General features: G+C 73.0%; 17 protein-coding genes and 1 riboswitch. Of the genes, 5 read left to right on the forward strand and 12 right to left on the reverse strand.

The genetic code is table 11. From position 1 onward, the window contains the following. The first annotated feature begins 85 nt into the window (after positions 1–85). Together ADK86_RS12705 and ADK86_RS12710 are read left to right on the forward strand one after the other, a co-directional pair. Positions 86–913, forward strand: coding sequence for an enoyl-CoA hydratase family protein (locus tag ADK86_RS12705; protein WP_053696687.1), 828 nt, complete (start codon positions 86–88; stop codon positions 911–913). Beyond that, entirely contained in the window at positions 898–3,216 is a 2,319-nt protein-coding gene (locus tag ADK86_RS12710) for a bifunctional salicylyl-CoA 5-hydroxylase/oxidoreductase (protein WP_053696688.1), read from the forward strand. Before ADK86_RS12705 ends, ADK86_RS12710 begins: the two co-directional genes overlap by 16 nt. Positions 3,217–3,436: 220 nt before the next feature. Here ADK86_RS12710 and ADK86_RS12715 read toward each other — a convergent pair whose 3' ends face one another. The 3 genes from ADK86_RS12715 to ADK86_RS12725 all read right to left on the reverse strand — a co-directional run bounded on the left by ADK86_RS12715 (position 3,437) and on the right by ADK86_RS12725 (position 6,173). Continuing rightward, on the reverse strand, positions 3,437–4,423 hold the full coding sequence (locus ADK86_RS12715; RefSeq protein ID WP_053696689.1) for a ScbA/BarX family gamma-butyrolactone biosynthesis protein: 987 nt from the start codon (positions 4,421–4,423) through the stop codon (positions 3,437–3,439). A 260-nt stretch (positions 4,424–4,683) separates the two neighbouring features. Then, a complete protein-coding gene (locus ADK86_RS12720; RefSeq protein WP_226048631.1) occupies positions 4,684–5,280 on the reverse strand; it encodes a ScbR family autoregulator-binding transcription factor in 597 nt (198 codons plus the stop codon). A gap of 287 nt (positions 5,281–5,567) precedes the next feature. Next, complete coding sequence (locus ADK86_RS12725) at positions 5,568–6,173, reverse strand: TetR/AcrR family transcriptional regulator (RefSeq protein ID WP_053696690.1); 606 nt, start codon at positions 6,171–6,173, stop codon at positions 5,568–5,570. A gap of 464 nt (positions 6,174–6,637) precedes the next feature. Between ADK86_RS12725 and ADK86_RS12730 the strand changes: the two genes are divergently transcribed. Further along, positions 6,638–7,402 (forward strand): HAD family hydrolase, encoded by a 765-nt coding sequence (locus tag ADK86_RS12730; protein WP_053696691.1) that lies wholly within the window; start codon positions 6,638–6,640, stop codon positions 7,400–7,402. 9 nt (positions 7,403–7,411) lie between these two features. On the opposite strand, the gene ADK86_RS12735 is transcribed toward ADK86_RS12730, so the two are convergent. Together ADK86_RS12735 and ADK86_RS12740 are read right to left on the reverse strand one after the other, a co-directional pair. Then, positions 7,412–8,281, reverse strand: a complete 870-nt coding sequence (locus tag ADK86_RS12735; protein ID WP_053696692.1) for a PaaX family transcriptional regulator C-terminal domain-containing protein — start codon at positions 8,279–8,281, stop codon at positions 7,412–7,414. A gap of 153 nt (positions 8,282–8,434) precedes the next feature. Beyond that, positions 8,435–10,060 (reverse strand): AMP-binding protein, encoded by a 1,626-nt coding sequence (locus ADK86_RS12740; protein WP_053696693.1) that lies wholly within the window; start codon positions 10,058–10,060, stop codon positions 8,435–8,437. 268 nt (positions 10,061–10,328) lie between these two features. On the opposite strand from ADK86_RS12740, the gene ADK86_RS12745 reads away from it, so the two are divergent. Continuing rightward, positions 10,329–11,468 (forward strand): acyl-CoA dehydrogenase family protein, encoded by a 1,140-nt coding sequence (locus ADK86_RS12745; protein WP_053696694.1) that lies wholly within the window; start codon positions 10,329–10,331, stop codon positions 11,466–11,468. A 30-nt stretch (positions 11,469–11,498) separates the two neighbouring features. Here the strand turns inward: ADK86_RS12745 and ADK86_RS12750 are convergent, their stop codons facing one another. The 7 genes from ADK86_RS12750 to ADK86_RS12780 form a co-directional block, all read right to left on the reverse strand. Beyond that, positions 11,499–12,350, reverse strand: coding sequence for an enoyl-CoA hydratase (locus ADK86_RS12750; protein WP_053696695.1), 852 nt, complete (start codon positions 12,348–12,350; stop codon positions 11,499–11,501). Continuing rightward, on the reverse strand, positions 12,347–13,306 hold the full coding sequence (gene mmsB / locus ADK86_RS12755) for a 3-hydroxyisobutyrate dehydrogenase (protein ID WP_078952021.1): 960 nt from the start codon (positions 13,304–13,306) through the stop codon (positions 12,347–12,349). The genes ADK86_RS12750 and mmsB overlap by 4 nt, the downstream gene beginning before the upstream one ends. After that, a complete protein-coding gene (locus tag ADK86_RS12760) occupies positions 13,303–14,406 on the reverse strand; it encodes an enoyl-CoA hydratase/isomerase family protein (protein WP_053696696.1) in 1,104 nt (367 codons plus the stop codon). The genes mmsB and ADK86_RS12760 overlap by 4 nt, the downstream gene beginning before the upstream one ends. Beyond that, positions 14,403–15,611 carry an acyl-CoA dehydrogenase family protein gene (locus ADK86_RS12765; RefSeq protein ID WP_107088466.1) on the reverse strand — a complete coding sequence of 403 codons (1,209 nt, stop codon included), beginning with the start codon at positions 15,609–15,611 and terminating at the stop codon, positions 14,403–14,405. The genes ADK86_RS12760 and ADK86_RS12765 overlap by 4 nt, the downstream gene beginning before the upstream one ends. A gap of 5 nt (positions 15,612–15,616) precedes the next feature. After that, positions 15,617–17,116 (reverse strand): CoA-acylating methylmalonate-semialdehyde dehydrogenase, encoded by a 1,500-nt coding sequence (locus tag ADK86_RS12770; RefSeq protein ID WP_053696698.1) that lies wholly within the window; start codon positions 17,114–17,116, stop codon positions 15,617–15,619. Positions 17,117–17,321: 205 nt separating this feature from the next. Continuing rightward, positions 17,322–17,502, reverse strand: a riboswitch (cobalamin riboswitch). Between the two features lie 40 nt (positions 17,503–17,542). After that, complete coding sequence (locus ADK86_RS12775) at positions 17,543–18,949, reverse strand: short-chain fatty acyl-CoA regulator family protein (protein WP_053696699.1); 1,407 nt, start codon at positions 18,947–18,949, stop codon at positions 17,543–17,545. Positions 18,950–19,169: 220 nt separating this feature from the next. Next, a complete protein-coding gene (locus tag ADK86_RS12780) occupies positions 19,170–19,886 on the reverse strand; it encodes a hypothetical protein (protein WP_078952016.1) in 717 nt (238 codons plus the stop codon). 165 nt (positions 19,887–20,051) lie between these two features. Between ADK86_RS12780 and ADK86_RS12785 the strand changes: the two genes are divergently transcribed. Continuing rightward, positions 20,052–20,417 (forward strand): hypothetical protein, encoded by a 366-nt coding sequence (locus ADK86_RS12785; protein WP_159393844.1) that lies wholly within the window; start codon positions 20,052–20,054, stop codon positions 20,415–20,417. The last annotated feature ends 78 nt before the right edge of the window (positions 20,418–20,495 follow it).

Raw genomic sequence — 20,495 nt, forward strand, 5'->3', positions numbered from 1 at the left:
GTGACGACAGTCACGCAACGGTGATAACTTCGAAGCGCGATCGCGTTCCGGCACCAGCCGTCCGGCTGAAGGGGGCAGTGGCCCGATGAGCCCGTTCACAGGTTCCGCCCGCACCACCGACGCATGGCAGCACATCCGCGTGAGCAGGCAGGACGGCATCGCCACCGTCACCCTCGCGCGCCCCGACCGGCTCAACGCGCTGACCTTCGAGGCGTACGCCGACCTGCGCGACCTGCTCGCCGAACTGTCCAGAGAGCGGTCCGTACGCGCCCTCGTCCTCGGCGGCGAGGGCCGCGGCTTCTGCTCCGGCGGCGACGTCGAGGAGATCATCGGCGCCACCCTCGCCATGGACACCGGCCGGCTCCTGGACTTCAACCGGATGACCGGCCAGGTCGTGCGGGCCATCCGGGAGTGCCCGTTCCCGGTGATCGCCGCCGTCCACGGCGTCGCGGCGGGCGCCGGCGCGGTGCTCGCGCTGGCCGCCGACTTCCGCATCGCCGACCCCTCGGCCCGCTTCGCCTTCCTCTTCACCAAGGTCGGCCTCTCCGGCGGCGACATGGGCGCCGCCTACCTGCTGCCGCGCGTCGTCGGCCTCGGCCACGCCACCCGGCTGCTGATGCTCGGCGAACCGGTCCGCGCCCCCGAGGCCGAACGCATCGGCCTGCTCAGCGAACTGGCCGAGGAAGGCCGCGCGGACACCGCGGCACAGGTCCTCGCCCAGCGGCTCGCCACCGGGCCCGCGCTCGCCCTCGCCCAGACCAAGGCGCTGCTCACCGCCGAACTGGACATGCCGCTGGGCGCCGCCGTCGAGATGGACGCCGCCACCCAGGCCCTGCTGATGAACAGCGCCGACTACGCCGAATTCCACGCCGCCTTCACCGAGAAGCGACCCCCGAAATGGCAGGGGAAGTAAGGGTGGGCGCCCGTAAGGTGGCCGTCATCGGGGGCGGCCCCGGCGGCCTGTACGCGGCCGTCCTCCTCAAGCGCCTCGACCCGGCCCGCGACATCACCGTCTGGGAGCGCAACGCGCCCGACGACACCTTCGGCTTCGGCGTCGTCCTCTCCGACGAGACCCTGGGCGGCATCGAGCACGCCGACCCCGAGGTCCACCACGCGCTCCGGCGGGAGTTCGTGCGCTGGGACGACATCGACATCGTGCACCGCGGGCACACCCTGACCTCCGGCGGCCACGGCTTCGCCGCCCTCGGCCGCCGTACGCTGCTGCGCATCCTGCACGAGCGCTGCCGCTCCCTCGGCGTACGGCTGAACTTCCGCACCGAGGCCCCGCCCGCCGCCGCACTCGCCGCGAGCCACGACCTGGTCATCGCCGCCGACGGGGTGCACAGCCCCACCCGTACCGCACACGCCGACGTCTTCGGCCCGAGCCTGACCACCCACCGCTGCCGCTACATCTGGCTCGCCGCCGACTTCGCCTTCGACGCGTTCCGCTTCGAGATCGCCGAGGCCGAGCACGGCGTCGTCCAGCTGCACGGCTACCCGTACGCCGGCGCCGGGCCCGAGCACCCGGACGGCGCCAGCACCGTCATCGTGGAAATGCGCGAGGAGGTCTGGCGCCGGGCCGGACTGGACCGCTGCGACGAGCGCGAATCCGCCGAGTGGTGCGCCAAGGTCTTCTCCGACGCGCTGAGCGGCCGCCCGCTGCGCTCCAACAACTCCGCCTGGATCGCGTTTCGCACCGTCGTCAACGACCGCTGGTCGCACGGCAATACGGTCCTGCTCGGCGACGCCGCGCACACCGCCCACTTCTCCATCGGCTCCGGCACCAAACTCGCCGTCGAGGACGCCCTCGCGCTCGCCGCGTGCCTGGAGGAGAACCCCGCCCTCCCGGACGCGCTGGCCGCGTACGAGGCCGAGCGGCGGCCCGTCGTCGCCTCCACCCAGCGGGCCGCCCGCGCCAGCCTCGCCTGGTTCGAGGACCTGGCGCAGTACGCGGACCAGCCGCCCCGCCGCTTCGCCTTCAACCTGCTCACCCGCAGCCGCCGGGTCACCCACGACAACCTGCGGCTGCGCGATCCCGCCTTCGTCGCGGCGGTCGAGGAGGAAGCCGGTGTCCCGCCCGGCACCCCGCCCATGTTCACCCCCTTCCGCCTCGGCGGCCTGACCCTGCGCAACCGGGTCGTGGTCTCCCCGATGGACATGTACAGCGCCGACGGCAACGGCACCCCGGGCGACTTCCACCTCGTCCACCTCGGCGCCCGCGCCCTCGGCGGCGCCGGGCTGGTGATGACCGAGATGGTCTGCGTCAGCCCCGAGGGCCGTATCACCCCCGGCTGCACGGGCCTGTACGCGCCGGAGCACGAGACGGCCTGGCGCCGCGTCACCGACTTCGTGCACGCCCAGTCACCCGGCACCGCCATCGGCGTCCAGCTCGGGCACTCCGGCCGCAAGGGCTCCACCCGCCTCATGTGGGAAGGCATCGACCAGCCGCTGCCGGAGGGCAACTGGCCGGTCGTGGCACCCTCCGCACTCCCGTACCGCCCCGGCGTCAACCAGGTCCCCCACGCCCTCACCGAACCCGAACTCGGCGTGATACGCGATCAGTTCATACGCTCCGCCCGCTCTGCCGCCCGCGCCGGCTTCGACCTCCTCGAACTGCACTGCGCCCACGGCTATCTGCTCTCCGGCTTCCTCTCCCCGCTCACCAACCGCCGCACCGACGCGTACGGCGGCGACCTCGCCGCGCGGCTCCGCTTCCCGCTGGAGGTCTTCGACGCGGTACGCGCCGTCTGGCCGGACGACCGGCCCATGACCGTACGGATATCCGCCACCGACTGGGCCGAGGGCGGCACCACCGCCGAGGACTCGGTCGAGATCGCCCGCGCCTTCGCCGCCCACGGCGCCGCCGCCATCGACGTCTCGACCGGCCAGGTCGTCCCCCACGAGCAGCCCGAGTACGGCCGCTCCTACCAGACCCCGTTCGCCGACCGCATCCGCAACCGCCTGGGCGTCCCGGTGATCGCGGTGGGCGCCGTCTCCTCCTGGGACGACGTCAACTCCCTCGTCCTCGCAGGCCGCGCCGACCTGTGCGCCCTGGCCCGCCCCCACCTGTACGACCCGCACTGGACCCTCCACGCAGCCGCCGAGCAGAACTACGCAGGCCCCGGCGCCCCTTGGCCCCTCCCGTACCAGGCAGGAAGCCGCACTCCGCCCACCGGCCGCACGGATGCGCCCAAGCCGCGGTTGCGGTTGGGGTGATGGCGGCCCACGCGCCAACACGATCCGCGCGCAAGAACGCGCCTGGGCAGACGACCCCAGGCGCGTCCATGCTCCACATCAATCGCTCGTCACCAGGCGGAGCAACGGTGCCCGTTCCGGTCCCTGAAGGGGAAGTGAGGCACGGACGGCAGACGTCACACGGCCTTCGGTGGGGAGCTCCTGAGTGAAGGGGCGGAACCCGGGTGCCCCGGGCGTCGGTTCAGCGGATGGACTGGCTTGCCGTGCGGGCGGTGAAAACGGACCGGCCGTTCTGGTGGATGTCGATGTCCAGGAGGATACGGTCCCGGGCGTCACGGCCCGTCGTGGTCACTTCGACCCAGCACGGCGCGTCCAGTTCGCCGTAGCGGTGGAAGGAGCAGTCCAGTTCGGCGGGGAGCGAGAAGCCGGGGCCCGCGGCGGCGTGCGCGGCCTGCCGGGCGGCCTCCACCATGAGCATGCCGGGCGCGTGGTCCACGGGGTGGTCGAAAAGTACCGGGTGGGCGGTGTTCACCCGCAGCTGCCAGCGGTTGGCGTGCGCGGTGGGGGAGAGGACCACATCGCCGGTGCGGTCGCGCGCCACCAGGGGCGGCGACACCGGCTCGGCCGGCTCCAGCTTGCGGTCGTTGGCACGCTGCACGTCGCTGTATTCACCGCGCAGCCGGCGGTAGACGGCGGGGCTGTGGCAGGAAAAGGTCAGCTCGGCGGCGGCCAGCTCGATGCCGTCGCGCAGTACGCGGTACGACTGCCGGGCACTGGCCAGCCGCTTGCCGCGGTACACCAAGTCGTGGTCGGTGATGTGCAGTTCTATCTCGGCAGGGGTACCGGCAACACGCAGGGCCTCGGGAACCAGGGAGTAATGGAGGTCCTGCCAGATGATCGGGTGGTCCAGGGGTACGCCGTGCGCCACGTGGCTGAGCAGGATGCTGGCCTGCCGCATCGTCTCCACCAGCAGCATCGGGTCGTGCAGACCGTCCACCGGACCGTAGAAACTGTGGGCGCGCGGCCACTGGGCGCTCACCACCCAGGCGTCGGTCCCCGCACGGCGCCAGTCGGTCAGGAACACCTCGGAAATCGCGGTCCGGTGTACATACTGCCGGGGCACGGTCGTCGTCAGCGGCGGCAGGTCGGACAGGCTGATGTGCTCCCGTCCGGCGTACGGACGACGGTCTGCTGCGGTGGACGGCGCGGTGAGCGTGGCGCTGACCATGCGAGTTCCCTCCCATATGGCGGCTCACTCCGCTCGGACGGCGTGAGCCTCGGCGGCGGACCAACGCGGACTAAGATACAAACCGGATGGTTTGTTTTCCAGTGCTTCCACGGGATTTCTTATGCGGAGGTCTCGAAGCGGGGAACCGGTGGTGCGCGGCGGTACACGGACGGCGCGCCGGCCGCCCGGAGAGGGTGCGCGGCCAGCATGGCGGCGCGCCGGACGCACGTCAACGTGCGGCCGGGCGCGAGGAGTTGTGGTCAGGCCGCGGTCCGCACCGAGCGGCCGTGCGGATCGAGGTGGCTCATCGCACCCGGCGAGGCCAGCCCGGGAAGGATGTGCTTCCACAGGGCCGTGACGCGTTCGGGCAGGTCGTGCCGGTTGCTGGCGGCGTGCGAGAAGAGCTGGATGCCCATGTAGGCCGAGACGAAGAACTCCGCCGCCCGCTCCGGCGCGATGGCCGGAAGCAGCTCCCCGTTCTCCCGGGCGTCGGCGAACATCTTCGTGATGATGTCGATCCACGCCTGGTACGGGACCAGGGGATCGTCGCTGAACGTCGTCTCGACGGCGATGCGGGTGCCGGCCTGGAGCAGCGGATCGTCCCGCAGCGCCACCGCCACCTGGTGCGTGAAGTCGATGGCGTCCTGTAGCCGGGAGTCGCTGACCTGCGGAATGAACGGATCGGTCTGTTCCGAGATGACGGCCCGGGCGAGGGCGTCCTTGGAGGCGAAGTGAAAGTACAGGGCGCCCTTCGTCACGCCGGCCCGCTGGATGATCTCCGCCATCGTGGCCGCTTCGTACCCGCGTGTGCCGATGACCTGGGCCGCCGCTTCGAGGACGGCACGTCGAGTGCGCACTGCGCGTTCCTGCTTGACCACCGATCGTCCTCCGTATGCTCTCGGGGGGGAGTTGTGCCTGGGGCAACCTTACGAGCCCGGTCTTGTCAGTCTATTTTCGAAACCCTAAAAAAGCCAACCATGCGGTATTGAAAAGCGGTTGGTGGTAGTGCGCCGTGCGGACCCGCGGCCGGGCCGCCGAGCGGCTGGGTGCCGCCCGGCCATGGCGAGGTGGTGCTCCGCAGGATTGCTCTCTCCATGGGCATTCGGACCTGCCGCGGGAATGGATGGGGGAGTTCGGGCGCGGACTACCGGACGGTCTCTCCGGCCGGCGCGGACGCGACCGCATCGGGCAGCAACTGCGCCCAGATGTCCGTGACCACGTCCTTGTCCCACCACGTCCGGTCCTCCTGGCCGAGGTGCAGCAGGCCGACGACCAGCGCGGCCAGCAGCTGCGCGGAGCGCCGGGGATCGTCGCCGGGCGGCAGCTTCCCGGCCGCCCGGTCGGCGGTGGCCTTCTCCAGGAACAGTTCGTACCACCGCTGTTGGAGATCCGGCCGGGCGATCCCCGGCGCGGTCTCCGGACGCAGCTGGAGCCCGGCCCGTACGACGACATCCGTGTCCACCCGGCCCAGCAGTCCGATCGCGAAGTCCCGTACGGCGGTGGGCGCCGGGTGCGGCGCGCGGGCCAGTTCGTCCTCCAGGTCGCGCACGGCGTCCAGGGCTTCGTCGCGGACCGCGAGGGTGAGGTCGTCCTTGGAGGCGAAGTGGAAGTAGAGGGCCCCCTTGCTCAGCCGGGCGCGGCGGCTGATGTCGACCATGCCCGAGGCGGGCACGCCCTTCTCGATGAACGCCTGGGCGGCCGACCGGATGAGGGTCTGGCGGCTTTGTATCGCTCGATGCTGCGTCGGCACAGTGTCCGTCCTGTCTGTAGTCCGGCTGTGGACGCGCCGCAGTCTACATACAAAACCAACCATGCGGTTCGAAAACTGAGTTGAAGTGGGGCGCGTGGGGTACTTGTGATCCTGTGGTGCAGAAGAGAGCAGGGAGTTTGTTGATCGCGCTACGCCCCGTCAGTTCCCGCCCTCCTGCGCCGACATGGAACGTTGCACGGTGCCGGGTGCGAGGCTGCGGGACGCATTGACAAACAGCGCAGGCGGTTTTTAAATCTGCGAAGGCGAACCATGAAACGTGCTTCCTCCGGCAGGCGTCACTCCGGTGCGAGCACGTCACTTCCGGACACCGGTGTGCCACGGCCCGATCCCCGCCGGCCGCGCGGGCGCGGCCGGCACGTCTTCCCGCGTCCGGCCGGCGTCACGGACGCCGGCCGGACCCACAGCCGCACAGGACCCATCAGGAAATCGGAAGGTGTCGAGCAATGCGTGATTCAGCGGGAGCCGTGCCACGTCCCGGGGGCGCCGCGCGGGCCGCGGTCGGCGAGACCATCAAGGCCGCCGTCTTCGACCTCGACGGAACCCTCGCCAACACGCTCCCCGCCATCAGCCGGCTGCTGGTCAAGGTCGCCTCCGAACAGGGCCGCCCGGTCACCGCCCGGCAGGCGGCAGCCGCCATCGGCAAGCCGCCGGGACCGGCCTTCGGCAAGCTGCTCGGCATGCCGGAGGACCACGACGCCGTGGTGGCCGCGATCGGCCGCTACCGCGAGCTGTTCGCGTACGAGGTGCTGCGCGAGGGCCCCCGCCTGCTCTTCCCCGGTGTGGCCGCCGGGCTCTCCGCGCTGCGTGCGCACGGCATCGAGCTGGCCGTGGCCACCTCGAAGGGCACCCGCGGCGCCGAGGCCCTGCTCGACGTGCTCGGCATCCGCGACCTGCTCGGGCCGGTCATCACCCAGGACATGGTCCGGCGCGGCAAGCCGCACCCGGAGATGGTGCTGCGGGCCGCCGCCGAGCTGGGGGTCGCGCCCTGGGAGAGCGCGTACGTCGGTGACACGGTCGGCGACATGCGGATGGCGGTCACCGCCCGGATGGAGCCGGTCGCGGTCACGTACGGGGTGGGCAGCTTCGGCGAGCTGGCGGCGGTGGCCGGTACCCGTATGTGCGGCTCCTTCAAGGACGTCGTCTCCACCATCGCCGCTGCCCGGCCCCGTCCGATGGCCGCCGCCGCGGCCCACCCGAGGAAGCGCTGAGCGCCGGCGTCAGGCGGTGGCCGCCGTCCGGCCCCCGTTCACCGCCGCCTGCACGAACTGCTCGCCCGCCGCGCGCAGTTCGGCGTGCAGCCGGCCGAAGACGTCCGCCGCGCGGCCGCCCGGCCAGCCCTCGGGCAGGAGGGGAGAGGGCAGACCGGGGTCCGCGTAGGGGAGGCGGCGCCAGGCGTCCAGCGCCAGCAGGTAGTCGCGGTACGCCGCCTCGGGGGGTACGGGACGGCGGCTCGACCAGTGGCGCAGCACCGGTTCGTGGTCGTCGAGGAAGGCGCGGTGCCGCGCGGCGATCGCGTCCAGGTCCCACCAGCGGGCCACCGCGTCGGCGGTCGGCTCGAAGCCCGCGTGCGCGCCGGTGAACAGGTCGACGTACGCCGAGAGGTGCAGCCGGCCCAGGGTGTGCCGGGTCTCGTCGTACAGATGGGCCGGGGCGATCCACACACCCGGCGCGGCGGTGCCGAAGCCCAGCCGGGCCAGCCGGGAGCGCAGCAGGTGCCGCTTGTGGCGCTCCTGTTCGGGCACCGAGAAGACGGCCAGGACCCAGCCGTCTGAAAGTCCGGGCTCCGGGCGGCCGTAGATCCGCCGGTCGCCGTCGTCCAGCAGCTGGTGCGCCGCCTCCGAGAGCCCGTACGCGGCGGCCCCCGCCTCCGTACGGGCGGCGACGAGCAGGCCGCGCCGCTTGAGCCGGGAGACCGCCGAGCGCACCGACGGCGGATCGACGCCCAGCACTCCGAGCAGCCGGATCAGCGCGGCGACCGGCACCGGGCCCGGCACCCCGCCGGGGCCGTTCTCGGCGGCGCGCCCGTACGCACCGTAGAAGGTGACGATCAGGGACCGCGGCGTGCGCTGCGCGTACTGGTCGCTCACGTGGTCGTTTCCCGCCTTGTCATGCTCCGGCCCCCGGCCACGGGGGCGCGCACGGACGGCTGCCGGGCCGTGGCCGCTCCGGGCGCGATCGTAGCCGCAGCGGCCGGGGCGCGGTACGGCGGGACCTCGGACCGCTGTCACCGGCCCGGCCGGTCACGGCGTACGGTCCGGGCCGCCCGTACCGCCCGCGCGCAGCCGGAAGCGCTGGAGCTTGCCGGTCGGCGTCCGGGGCAGCGCGTCGTGGAAGACGATCTCGCGCGGGCACTTGTACGGTGCGATGGCCGCCTTGGTGAACGCGCGCAGCGCCGCGACCGTTTCCGGGCCGCGCGGCACGCCCTGCCGCAGTACGAGATGGGCCACCACGACCTGGCCGCGCTCCGCGTCGGGCCGCCCGACCACCGCCGCCTCGGCCACATCGGGATGGCGCAGCAGCGCGTCCTCCACCTCGGGACCGGCGACGTTGTACCCGGCCGAGATGATCATGTCGTCCGCCCGTGCCACATAGCTGAAGTAGCCGTCCGCGTCCCGGACATAGGTGTCGCCGGTCAGGTTCCAGCCGTCGCGCACGTACTCCCGCTGCCGCTCGTCCGCCAGGTAGCGGCAGCCCGTCGGGCCGCGCACCGCGAGCAGCCCCGGCGTCCCGTCCGGCACCGGCCGTCCGTCCGCGTCGACCACCCGCGCCTCGAACCCCGGCACCGGCAGTCCCGTGCTCCCCGGCCTGACCTGCTCGTCCGCGGCCGATATGAAGATGTGCAGCAGCTCCGTCGCGCCGATGCCGTTGATGATGCGCAGCCCGGTGGCCTGCTCCCACTCCCGCCAGGTCGCCGCGGGCAGATTCTCGCCCGCCGACACACAGCGCCGCAGCGAGGACACGTCGTGCGCGGCCAGCTTCGGCAGCATCACCCGGTAGGCGGTCGGCGCGGTGAACAGCACGGAGACGCGGTGCCGCGCGATGTCGCGCAGCAGCTGTTCGGGCCCGCCCCAGTCGGCCAGGTACGCCGAGGCCCCGGCCCGCAGCGGGAAGATCACCAGGCCGCCGAGCCCGAAGGTGAAGCCGAGCGGCGGGCTCCCGGCGAACACGTCGTCCGGCGTGGGGCGCAGCACCCGCGCGGAGAAGGTGTCGGCGATGGCCAGCACATCGCGGTGGAAGTGCATACAGCCCTTGGGCCGCCCGGTGGTCCCCGAGGTGAAGGCGATCAGCGCCACATCGTCGGACGCGGTCGCCACCGCCTCGTACGCGGCCGGTTTGCCCCCGGCACGCCGCACCAGGTCGTCCGGCCCGTCCCCGCCGTACGGGGTGATGCGCAGCCCCGGCACCCCGGCGGCCACCAGATCGTCCAGCACCCGTGCGTCGCACAGCGCGTGCCCCACCCGGGCCAGGCTGCAGAGGGTGGCCAGCTCCTTCGGGCGCTGCGTGGCCAGCACGGTCACGGCCACCGCGCCCGCCTTCATGACGGCCAGCCAGCAGGCGGCCAGCAGGGGAGTGGTGGGGCCGCGTAACAGGACCCGGTGGCCGGGGAGCACGCCGAGGTCGTCGGTGAGCACATGCGCGATGCGGTTGACCCGTTCCCGCAGCTCCCCGTACGTCCAGACGGTGCCGTCCGCGTCCCGGAAGGCGGGGCGGCCGTGTCCCCACCGCTCGGCGGAGGCGTCCAGCAGTTCGGCACCGCAGTTGAGCCGGTCCGGGTAGCCGAGGTCCGTGAGGTGCGGCCACCGGTCGGCCGGGGGGAGGTGATCGCGGGAGAAGGTGTCGGTGTGTGCCGACGGCGTCAGTTCCATGCCGGTGTGCCCCCTTGCGGACGACGGTGGGGACGAGCAGAACCGGTCGCCGGACAAGAAGAGCCGGTCAAGTGCGGGTCGTTCCTTCCGGGGTGTGCCCGGGTACTGCCGTGCCGGTCCGCCGTCAGCGTAACGTGTTCGTGACGGCAGTCAACAGAGCGCGATACGCTCCGGCGGCGCGGCCGGTACGCGGCACGGTGACCGGCGGCGCCGTACGGACCCGAGCGAACCGCCCGGCAGCCCCGGGCCCGAGACGAGGGAGCCGCCCGTGACCGCATTCGCGCTGGGCCCGCGGGAACTGAAGTGGTGCGCCGAGCTGCGCGCGCTGACCGCCGAACGGCTGCGCCCGCTGGCGGACCGCGGCGAGCCGGGCCGCGTGAACCGCCCGCTGGTCGCGGCCCTCGGCGAACTGGGTCTGCTGCGCCGCCTGTTCCCCGCCGAAGGCCCGGTACGCGCCCTCGACCTGTGCCTGCTGCGGGAGTCCCTGGCCCAGGAATCCACCGAAGCCGAGACCGCGCTCGCGCTCCAGGGCCTGGGCACGTACCCGGTCGTCCAGTCCGGTACGGAGCAGCAGCGGGCGCGCTGGCTGCCGGAGGTGGTCGCGGGCCGCGCGGTGTCCGCCTTCGCGCTGAGCGAGCCGGACGCGGGCTCGGACGCCGGCGCGCTCGCCCTGGCCGCCGAGCCGGACGGCCCGCCGGACGCCGGCCGCTGGCGGCTGACCGGCGAGAAGTGCTGGATCTCCAACGCGCCGGAGGCCGACTTCGCCACCGTCTTCGCCCGCACGGGCGGCGGCGCCGGATCCCGCGGCATCACCGCCTTCCTGGTCCCCGCCGACCGCCCCGGCCTATCCGGCGCCCCGCTGGACATGCTCAGCCCGCACCCGATCGGCACCCTGGTCTTCGACGGCGTACCGGTCACCCGCGACGACGTGGTGGGCGAGCCGGACCGCGGCTTCGGCGTCGCGATGCGCACGCTCAACCTCTTCCGGCCGAGCGTCGGCGCGTTCGCGGTCGGCATGGCCCAGGCGGCCCTGGACGCCGCCCTGGCCCACGCCGCCGACCGCACCGCCTTCGGCGGCCCCCTCAAGGACCTCCAGGCCGTCTCCCACCAGCTCGCCGAGACCGCCACCCGTATCGAGGCCGCCCGCCTCCTCGTCTACGCCGCGGCCACCGCGTACGACAACGGCGCCCCCGACATCGCCAAACGCTCCGCCATGGCCAAACTCCTGGCCACCGAAACCGCCCAGCAAGCCGTCGACACCGCCGTCCAGTTCCACGGCGCCCGCGCCCTGCACCGCGGCCACCTCCTCGAACACCTCTACCGCGAGGTCCGCGCGCCGCGCATTTATGAGGGGGCTACGGAGGTGCAGCGGTCGATCATCGCGAGGGAGCTTTATCGAGAAGGGTGAGGGGGCGGGCGCCTCTGTGCCGAAAACGCCCTAGCGGTGCCGGAACTCCGCCCCCCGCTTCTCCACGAACGCCGCCATCCCCTCCTTCTGGTCCTCCGTGGCGAACACCGCGTGGAACAGCCGGCGCTCGAAGCGGACGCCTTCGGCGAGGGTGGTTTCGAAGGCGCGGTTGACGGCCTCCTTGGCCATCATCGCCACCGGCGCGGACATCGCGGCCACCTGCTCCGCCACGGCGCGGGCCTCGGTCAGCAGGTCGGCGGCGGGCACGATCCGGGAGACCAGGCCGGCCCGTTCGGCCTCCGCCGCGTCCATCGTGCGGCCGGTCAGGCACAGTTCCATCGCCTTGGCCTTGCCCACGGCGCGGGTCAGCCGCTGTGAGCCGCCGATGCCGGGGATGACGCCGAGCTTGATCTCGGGCTGGCCGAAGACCGCGGTGTCGGCGGCGAGCAGGATGTCGCAGAGCATGGCCAGCTCGCAGCCGCCGCCCAGGGCGTGCCCGGCCACCGCCGCGACAGTCGGTGTGCGCAGGTCGCCCAGCCGGTCCCAGGCGGTGAACCAGTCGCTGAGATACATGTCCATGTACGACTGCGGCCGCATCTCCTTGATGTCGGCCCCGGCCGCGAACGCCTTCGGCGATCCCGTGATGATGATGCAGCCGATGTCCGGGTCGCGGTCCAGCTCCGCGGTCGCCGCCACGACCTCGTTCATCACCTGGAGGTTGAGGGCGTTGAGTGCCTTGGGGCGGTTGAGGGTGAGCAGCGCGGTGCGGCCGGTGCGTTCGAGGAGGATCGTCTCGTACGGCTGAGCCTTGGTGTCGGCCGGGATGGTGCCGGCCGGGATGGTGCCGGCCGGGATGGTGCCGGCCGGGATGGTGTCGGTCATGCGGACGTCCCGTTCTGCTCGGTCTGCTGTGGTTTCGGTGCGCCGCCGGACTGCTGCCTGATCGTTCGGATGATCCCGGAGAAGTCCTCCGCCGCGCCGCGCCCCTCGGCGAACGCCGCGTACAACTCGGCCGCGCGCAGGCCGAGTTCGGCCTGCACGCCGCCCGCGCGGACCGCGTTCGCGGCTAGGCCCAGATCCTTGGCCATCAGCGGTGCCGCGAAGCCGGGGCGGTAGTCGCGGTTGGCGGGGCTGGCCGGCACCGGGCCCGGCACCGGGCAGTTGACGCTGAGTGCCCAGCACTGCCCGCTCGCCGTGGACGCCACGTCGTACAGGGCCTGATGGGACAGGCCCAGGCTCTCGCCGAGGACGAACGCCTCGCTGACTCCGATCATCGAGATGCCGAGGATCATGTTGTTGCAGATCTTCGCGGCCTGTCCGGCGCCCGCCGCGCCGCAGTGCACCGCCCTCCGGCCCATCGCGGCGAGCAGCGGTTCGGCCCGCGCGAACTCGGCCGCGCCGCCGCCCGCCATGAACGTCAGCGTGCCCGCTTCGGCCCCGACCACGCCGCCCGAGACCGGTGCGTCCAGTGCCTGGTGCCCCGCGCGTACGGCGGCTTCGTGGGCGGCGCGGGCGTCGGCCACGTCGATGGTCGAGCAGTCCACGAACAGGGTGCCGGGGCGGGCCGCGGCGAGCAGACCGCCGTCCTCGTAGAGCGCCAGGACGTGGCGTCCGGCGGGCAGCATGGTGATCACCACGTCCGCGTCCGCCGCGGCCGCGGTCGCCGACGGGGCGGGCCCGACACCGGCCTCGGCAGCCGCCGCCAGCGTCTCCGGTACGAGGTCGAAACCGGTCACCCGGTGACCGGCCTCGACCAGGTTGGCCGCCATCGGCCCGCCCATGTTGCCGAGTCCGATGAACCCGACCGTGCCGGTCCCGTTGTCCGCCGATGCGCTCACCACGGCACCTCCTGTGTACCGGCACCGTCGGCGAGCCCCAGCTCGTCGTCGCCGAGCGGTGCGAAGAACCGGGCCACGTCCTCGTCCGTGACCTCGGCGAGGGTGGCGGGGGACCAGCGCGGCGTACGGTCCTTGTCGATCACCTGGGCGCGGATGCCCTCGACCAGGTCCGGTGCGGACAGCGCCGCGCACGAGACGCGGTACTCCTGGTCCAGGACGCGTTCCAGCGGCCCCAGGTCACGGGCCCGGCGCAGCGCGGCCAGGGTCACCTTCAGCGCGGTGGGGGACTTGGCGAGGATCGTCTCGGCGGCCTCCTTGGCCTCCGGGACGCCGCTGCCGAGCAGCCGGTCCACGATCTCCTCGACGGTGCCGGCCGCGTAGCAGTGGTCGATCCACTCCCGGTGGGCCGCCAGTTCGCCGCCCGGCGCGTCCTGTACGTAGCGGGGCAGCACCTCGGGCACCGGCGCGGCGGCGAGGTCCGCCACCAGCCGCGCCACCCGCTCCGACGGGACGAAGTGGTCGGCGAGCCCGCACAGCAGCGCGTCCCCGGCCCTGACCGGCGCGCCGGTCAGCGCCAGATGGGTGCCCAGTTCGCCGGGCGCCAGCCCCAGCAGATACGTACCGCCGACGTCAGGTACGAAGCCGATGCCGGTCTCGGGCATGGCGACCTTGGACCGTTCGGTGACGATCCGGACGCTGCCGTGCGCCGAGACGCCGACGCCGCCGCCCATCACGATGCCGTCCATGACGGCGACGTACGGCTTGGGATAGCGCGCGATACGGGCGTTGAGCCGGTACTCGTCACGCCAGAACGCCGCGGACGCCGCGCCGCCGCCGGACCGCGCGTCCTCGTGGATGGCGCGGATGTCCCCGCCCGCGCACAGCCCGCGCTCACCCGCGCCGCCGATCACCACGGTCTCCACCGCCGGGTCGTGCTCCCACCCGGCCAGCGCCGCGCCGATCCGGCGCACCATGGTGTGGTCGAGGGCGTTGAGGGCCTTGGGGCGGTTGAGGGTGAGGTACGCCGCGCGGCCTTCGGTCCGCAGGAGTACGCAGTCGCCGGGCGTCGCAGAGCCGTCGCGTACAGGGGTGCCGGTCATCGGGCGGCCCCCGTCCCGGTCTTGGTACGGCCGCCGCCGGCCCCCGCTCCGGTCAGCCCGCGGGCCACGATCAGGCGCATGATCTCGTTCGTCCCTTCCAGGATCCGATGGACACGAAGATCGCGGACGATCTTCTCCATGCCGTATTCACTCAGGTAGCCGTAGCCGCCGTGCAGTTGCAGCGCGCGGTCGGCGACGGAGTAGCCCGTGTCGGTGGCGAACCGCTTGGCCATCGCGCACAGCTGTGGCGCCTGCGGATCGCCCCGGTCCAGTGACTCGGCCGCCTGCCGCACCAGCGCGCGGGCGGCGGCCAGCTCCGTCGCCATGTCGGCGAGGCGGAATTGCAGCGCCTGTGCGTCCAGCAGCCGCCCGCCGAACGCCTCCCGGTCCGCGAGGTACGCCTGCGCCGCGTGCAGGGCGCTCTGCCCACCGCCGAGGGAGCAGGCGGCGATGCCGAGCCGGCCGCCGTTCAGGCCGCTCATCGCGATGCGGAAACCGTCGCCCTCCGCGCCGAGCCGCCGATCGGCGGGGACACGCACCTCGTCGAGGATCACCTGCCGGGTGGGCTGCGCGTTCCAGCCCATCTTCTTCTCGTTCGGGCCGAACGAGAGCCCCGGATCGTCCCGCTCGACGATGAACGCGGAGATGCCGCCCGGACCGTCCTCGCCGGTACGGGCCATCACCACGTACACCCGCGAGGTCCCGGCACCGGAGATGAACTGCTTGACGCCGGTGAGCACATAGTCGTCGCCGTCGCGCACCGCGCGGGTGCGCAGCGCCGCCGCGTCGGACCCGGCGCCCGGCTCGGTCAGGCAGTAGCTGCCCAGGTCCGCCATCGAACACAGGCCGGGCAGCAGGCGGGCGCGCTGCGCCTCGTCGCCGTACCGGTCGATCATCCAGGCGACCATGTTGTGGATGGACAGATAGCCCGCGATGGACGGGCAGGCGGTGGCCAGCACCTCGAAGACCAGCACGCCGTCCGCCCGGCTCAGCGCGGAGCCGCCGGACCGCTCCCGTACGTAGATCCCGCCGAGCCCCAGCGCGGCGGCCCTGCGCAGCACGTCCACGGGGAAGTGCTTGTCCTGGTCCCAGGCCACGGCGTGCGGCGCGATGTGCTCCTGCGCGAAGTCCAGCGTCGTCTCCACGATGGCGAGCTGGTCCGGGGTGAGGGATGCGGTCGTGGTGGCGGTGGTCATGACGCTCATCGCGCTCAGCCCATCGTCGGGATGGTGAAGCTCGCGCCTTCCTTGACCCCGGAGGGCCAGCGCGAGGTGACGGTCTTGGTGCGGGTGCAGAAGCGGATCGCGTCCGGGCCGTGCTGGTTCAGGTCGCCGAAGCCGGACCGCTTCCAGCCGCCGAAGGTGTGGTACGCGACCGGCACCGGGATCGGGACGTTGACGCCGACCATGCCGGTGTTCACCCGGCGGCCGAAGTCCCGTGCGGTGTCCCCGTCCCGGGTGAAGATCGCCACGCCGTTGCCGTACGGGTGCTCCGTGGGCAGCCGCACCGCCTCCTCGTAGTCCGCCGCCCGTACCACCGACAGCACCGGCCCGAAGATCTCCTCCTGATAGATGCGCACGTCCGGGGTGACCCGGTCGAAGAGCGAGGCGCCCGCGAAGAAGCCGTCCTCGTGGCCGGGCAGCGTGAAGCCCCGACCGTCCACGACCAGTTCGGCGCCCTCCGTGACGCCGAGGTCGACATACGCGCGCACCCGGTCCAGCGCGTCCCGGCCGACCAGCGGCCCGAAGTCGGCGTGCGGGTCGTCGCTGCGGCCGATGCGCAGCGTGCCGATCCGCTCCTTGAGCCGCGCCACCAGCGCCTCGGCCGTCTCCTCGCCCACCGGTACGGCGACCGAGACCGCCATGCAGCGCTCGCCCGCCGACCCGTACCCGGCGCCGACCAGCGCGTCCACCGCCTGGTCGAGGTCGGCGTCCGGCATCACGATCAGGTGGTTCTTGGCGCCGCCGAAGCACTGGGCGCGCTTGCCGTGCGCCGCGGCGGTCGCGTAGATGTGCGCGGCGACGGGCGTCGAGCCGACGAAGCCCAGCGCCTCGACGCGCGGGTCCTCCAGCAGCGTGTCCACCGACTCCTTGCCGCCGTGCACGACGTTGAGGACACCCGGCGGCAACCCCGCCTCCAGGAACAGTTCGGCCAGCCGCAGCGGCACCGACGGCGCCCGCTCGGACGGCTTGAGCACGAACGCGTTGCCGCAAGCGAGGGCCGGTGCGGCCTGCCACAGCGGGATCATCGCGGGGAAGTTGAACGGGGTGATCCCGGCGACCACACCGATGGGGCGGCGCAGCGAGTGCACATCGATGCCGGTCCCCGCGTTGTCGGTGAACTCGCCCTTGAGCAGGTGCGGGATACCGGCCGCGAACTCCACCACCTCCAGCCCGCGCTGAAGATCGCCGTGCGCGTCCGGGATCGTCTTGCCGTGCTCGCCCGACAGCAGCCGGGCCAGCGACTCCCGCTCGCCCTCGACCAGGCGCAGGAATTCGAGCAGCACCCGGGCGCGCCGCTGCGGGTTCCACTCGCCCCACTCCGGCTGTGCCGCCGCCGCGTCGGCGATCGCGGCCGTCGTCTCGTCCCGGTCCGCGAGCGGGACGCGGGCCTGCACGGTGCCGGTGTTGGGGTCGTACACATCGCCGTATGCACCCGATGTTCCCGGTGTGTGCTTGCCGCCGATGAAATGGGTCAGTTCTCGGACCATGGGAGCCTGCTCTCGTCAGGTGAGACCCGGGGATGGCACGGCCGGGCGCGCGAGCGGCGCGGAGGGCGCGCGGCACGCGGCGGGGCCGTGGGACGCGAAAGGCGTGGAACCGTCAGTCCGCGGGCGGTGCCGCGGGCCGGGCCGGATCACCTGGGCCGTGGGTACGCACCGGTGCCATGCGTGTCTGCTCCATCCTCGTGGACAACACGGAAGAAACACCCGCGGCCGGTATCCTGGCTTCCGGATCACCGCGCGCCGCCCGCCTTCCCGACGCGTTCGCGTCAGTGGCGTCCTGCTCGGCGGCGCACTCCCCGGTCACAGTGGCGGGACCGCGCCGGTTTCGCACCGGCTTCCCTGCACCGCGGGCCGTGCTCACGAACATATAGTTGGACGCCCTAGTAAGTCCAGAGCGGCCGGCCGCCGGCCTCAGTCCCCCCGCACCGGATACGGCACGAACGTGCTGCGGTTCTCGTCGATGACCAGTGCCCGGCCGAGCGGCGGCACGGACCGCTGCGGGCACTCCAGCCGTTCGCAGACCCGGCAGCCCATGCCGATCGGCGTGGCCGCCGCGGCGTTGTCCAGGTCCAGCCCGTCGGAGTAGACGAGCCGCGACGCGTGCCGGATCTCGCAGCCCAGGCCGATGGCGAAGGTCTTGCCCGGATCGCCCCAGCCGCCGCGGTGCCGGGTGACCGTACGCGCCGTCCACAGATAGCGGCGGCCGTCCGGCATCGCCGCGATCTGCACATGGATGCGGCTGGGCGCGGTGAACGCCTCGTAGACGTTCCACAGCGGGCACGTGCCGCCCGCCCGCGAGAAGTGGAAGCCGGTCGCGGACTGTCGCTTGGACATGTTGCCCGCCCGGTCGACCCGTACGAACGAGAACGGCACCCCGCGCCGGCGCGGCCGCTGCAAGGTGCTCAGCCGGTGGCACACCGTCTCGTAGCCGAGGCCGAAGCGGTCGGTCAGCCGCTCGATGTCGTACCGCAGTTCCTCCGCCGCGGCGTGGAACGGCCCGTACGGCAGCACCAGCGCCGCCGCGAAGTAGTTGGCCACGCCGATCCGGGCCAGCGACCAGGTGGCCGACCCCTCCTCGAAGTCCTCCGAGGCGGGCCGCGACAGCTCGTCACCGGCCTCCAGCAGGGCCAGCTGGGTCGCCATGCGGAAGGCCCGCTGGCCGGGGCGCAGCCCCGCCGACAGGCGCAGCACCCGGGCGGCCGGGTCGTAGTGGTGCAGCGGCCCGTCGGGGGTGTCGAGGATGCGTACGCCGTGCCGCTCGGTGAGCCGGGCGGCCAGCGCGCGCCCCACCTCGCCGGGGCGGATGCCCAGTTCGGCGGCGAGCGCCTCGGCGGCGGTATCCGCTTCGTGCAGATAGTTCTGCCGCCGGTAGAAGAACTCGCGGATCTCCTCGTGCGGCGACAGCGGCGCGGCCGGGTCGGCAGTCCCGTCCCGCCCCTCCGCCACCTCCGCCAGCCGCTCGGTCAGCGCCCGGTTGCGCCGCCCCAGATCCAGCAGGACGGAGGCCACGGCGGGCTGCCGCGAGGCGAGTTCGGACAGCTCGGCGGGGGAGACCTGGGCGGCGGCCAGCTCGTCGGCCAGCGCCTCGCGCAGGTCCGCCAGCACGCGGCTGGTGTCCCGCTCGGCGAAGAACCCCGGGTCCACCCCGAACGCCTCGGTCAGCCGCAGCAGTACGGGCACGGTCAGCGGCCGCGAGTCGTGCTCCATCTGGTTCAGGTAGCTGGGCGAGATGGCCAGTATGCGGGCCAGCGCGGCCTGGCTGAGCCCCCGCTCCTCCCGCAGCCGGCGCAGCCGCGCCCCGGCGTAGATCTTGCTCACGGTGCCCCCTCCGTCGCTGCCGCGCGGCACACCTTAGTGGCCGTACGGGTGGCGGGGCTTCGCAACCTTGGCAGAAAGGGGTGGGAGACGGGCAGATCTCTGCTGCGGGGGCGGTTGGCGACACCAGGCGCTCAGAGGGCGGAGATTCGCAGCGTTCACCGGCCGGGGCATGGCCGACGGTGGCCGGACGGGCGCCGAGAGCCCCGCGATACCTGCGGCGTTACCGCTCCGCCTCGTCCCACGCCGTGCCGAGAAGGCCCGCGTGGCTGGTCAGCAGGGCGACGAGGGCGGCGGTCACCCGGGGGTCCCACCCGTCGGCCGGTACGTCCAGCTCGAAGTCCTCCACGCCGCTCGCCCAGTCCAGGACCGGGGTCCGCCGACCGCCCGCGTACCACCGGATACGGCGCGGCATCCGGGCGCCGTCACCACTGCCCGACACCAGGCTGCCGACCGCGATGAGCACCTGAACGGGCAGGATCAGCCACCACACCCACCACCAGAAGAGCCGCCCCTTGAGGCCGACGGCGGGTTCCCGGCCGGTCTGCTGGACCGTCCAGCGGGTCCGGCCCGCGCCGTCGCTCCGGGCCGGTGCCCGCGTGACGACCGCCAGGGACGCGCCGTCCGCGTCCTGCACCTCGTAGGACGCGGGCTGCCCCTTGGCGGCGGCCCGCGTGACCACCCGTGCCAGCAGCCGTTCCCGGTACGGCGATTCCCACAGGTCGAAAGCGCGCACCCCGTCCTTGCGCGCCGTGCGGTAGGCGTCATGACCTCCGGACGGCAGATGCCGCTCGACGTACGCGACGGTCCGCGCGGCCTTGCGGTCGTACGGCGGTGTCTGGCCGACCGTCGTCCGGATCTCGCGGAACACCCGCCCGTCCGGCGGCGCTTCCCAGCGCCCGCCCCGCAGGCTCGGGTCGTACAGCCACATCGTGCTCATCTCGCGTCCCCCTGGTGGATCTTTCGCGGCAGGGGCGGACTTTACCCATACGCTTTCGGCCACTCGTATAGGGGCCGGGCACGGGGGCGGCTGAGTACGCGCCCACCGCTCCTCTGAGTACCCGCACCGATACGGCACCGCCCCGCCGCGGGAAGACTGGCGATCATGAGCACACCAGCCCCTTCGACCTCGCCCACCCCAGCCTCCGCTCCCACCGGTCTGCCGCAGAGTGACCCGTTCGCGCCCTCCAAGGCGGCCCTGCGGGTGTTCGCCGTCCTCGGCTTCCCGCTGTTCGCCGTCGCGTGGGTGCTGTTCGCGATCATCGTCCTCCACCAGGCGTACAGCGGCGACGGGGCGAGCGGGCCGCTGGCGGACGTGGCTCACGTGGCGCTGATGCTCTCCCCGGTCGCGGGCCTGGCCTCGTTCTGCATCCCCGACACTCCGGGCTACCGCGCCCGGCGCACCACCATCTGGATCCAGTACGGGCTCCTCGTCGCCGGCCCGGTGCTGGCAGCCGTCGACTTCTCCTGAGGGGCCGCCGGCCGGCAGCCGTGTGGGAGCCCTCCGGGAACGCGGGCATCCGTACGGGAACGCCGCGACGGCCCTTTT

This window comes from Streptomyces sp. NRRL F-5755, from assembly GCF_001279365.1.
Lineage (GTDB): Bacteria > Actinomycetota > Actinomycetes > Streptomycetales > Streptomycetaceae > Streptomyces > Streptomyces rimosus.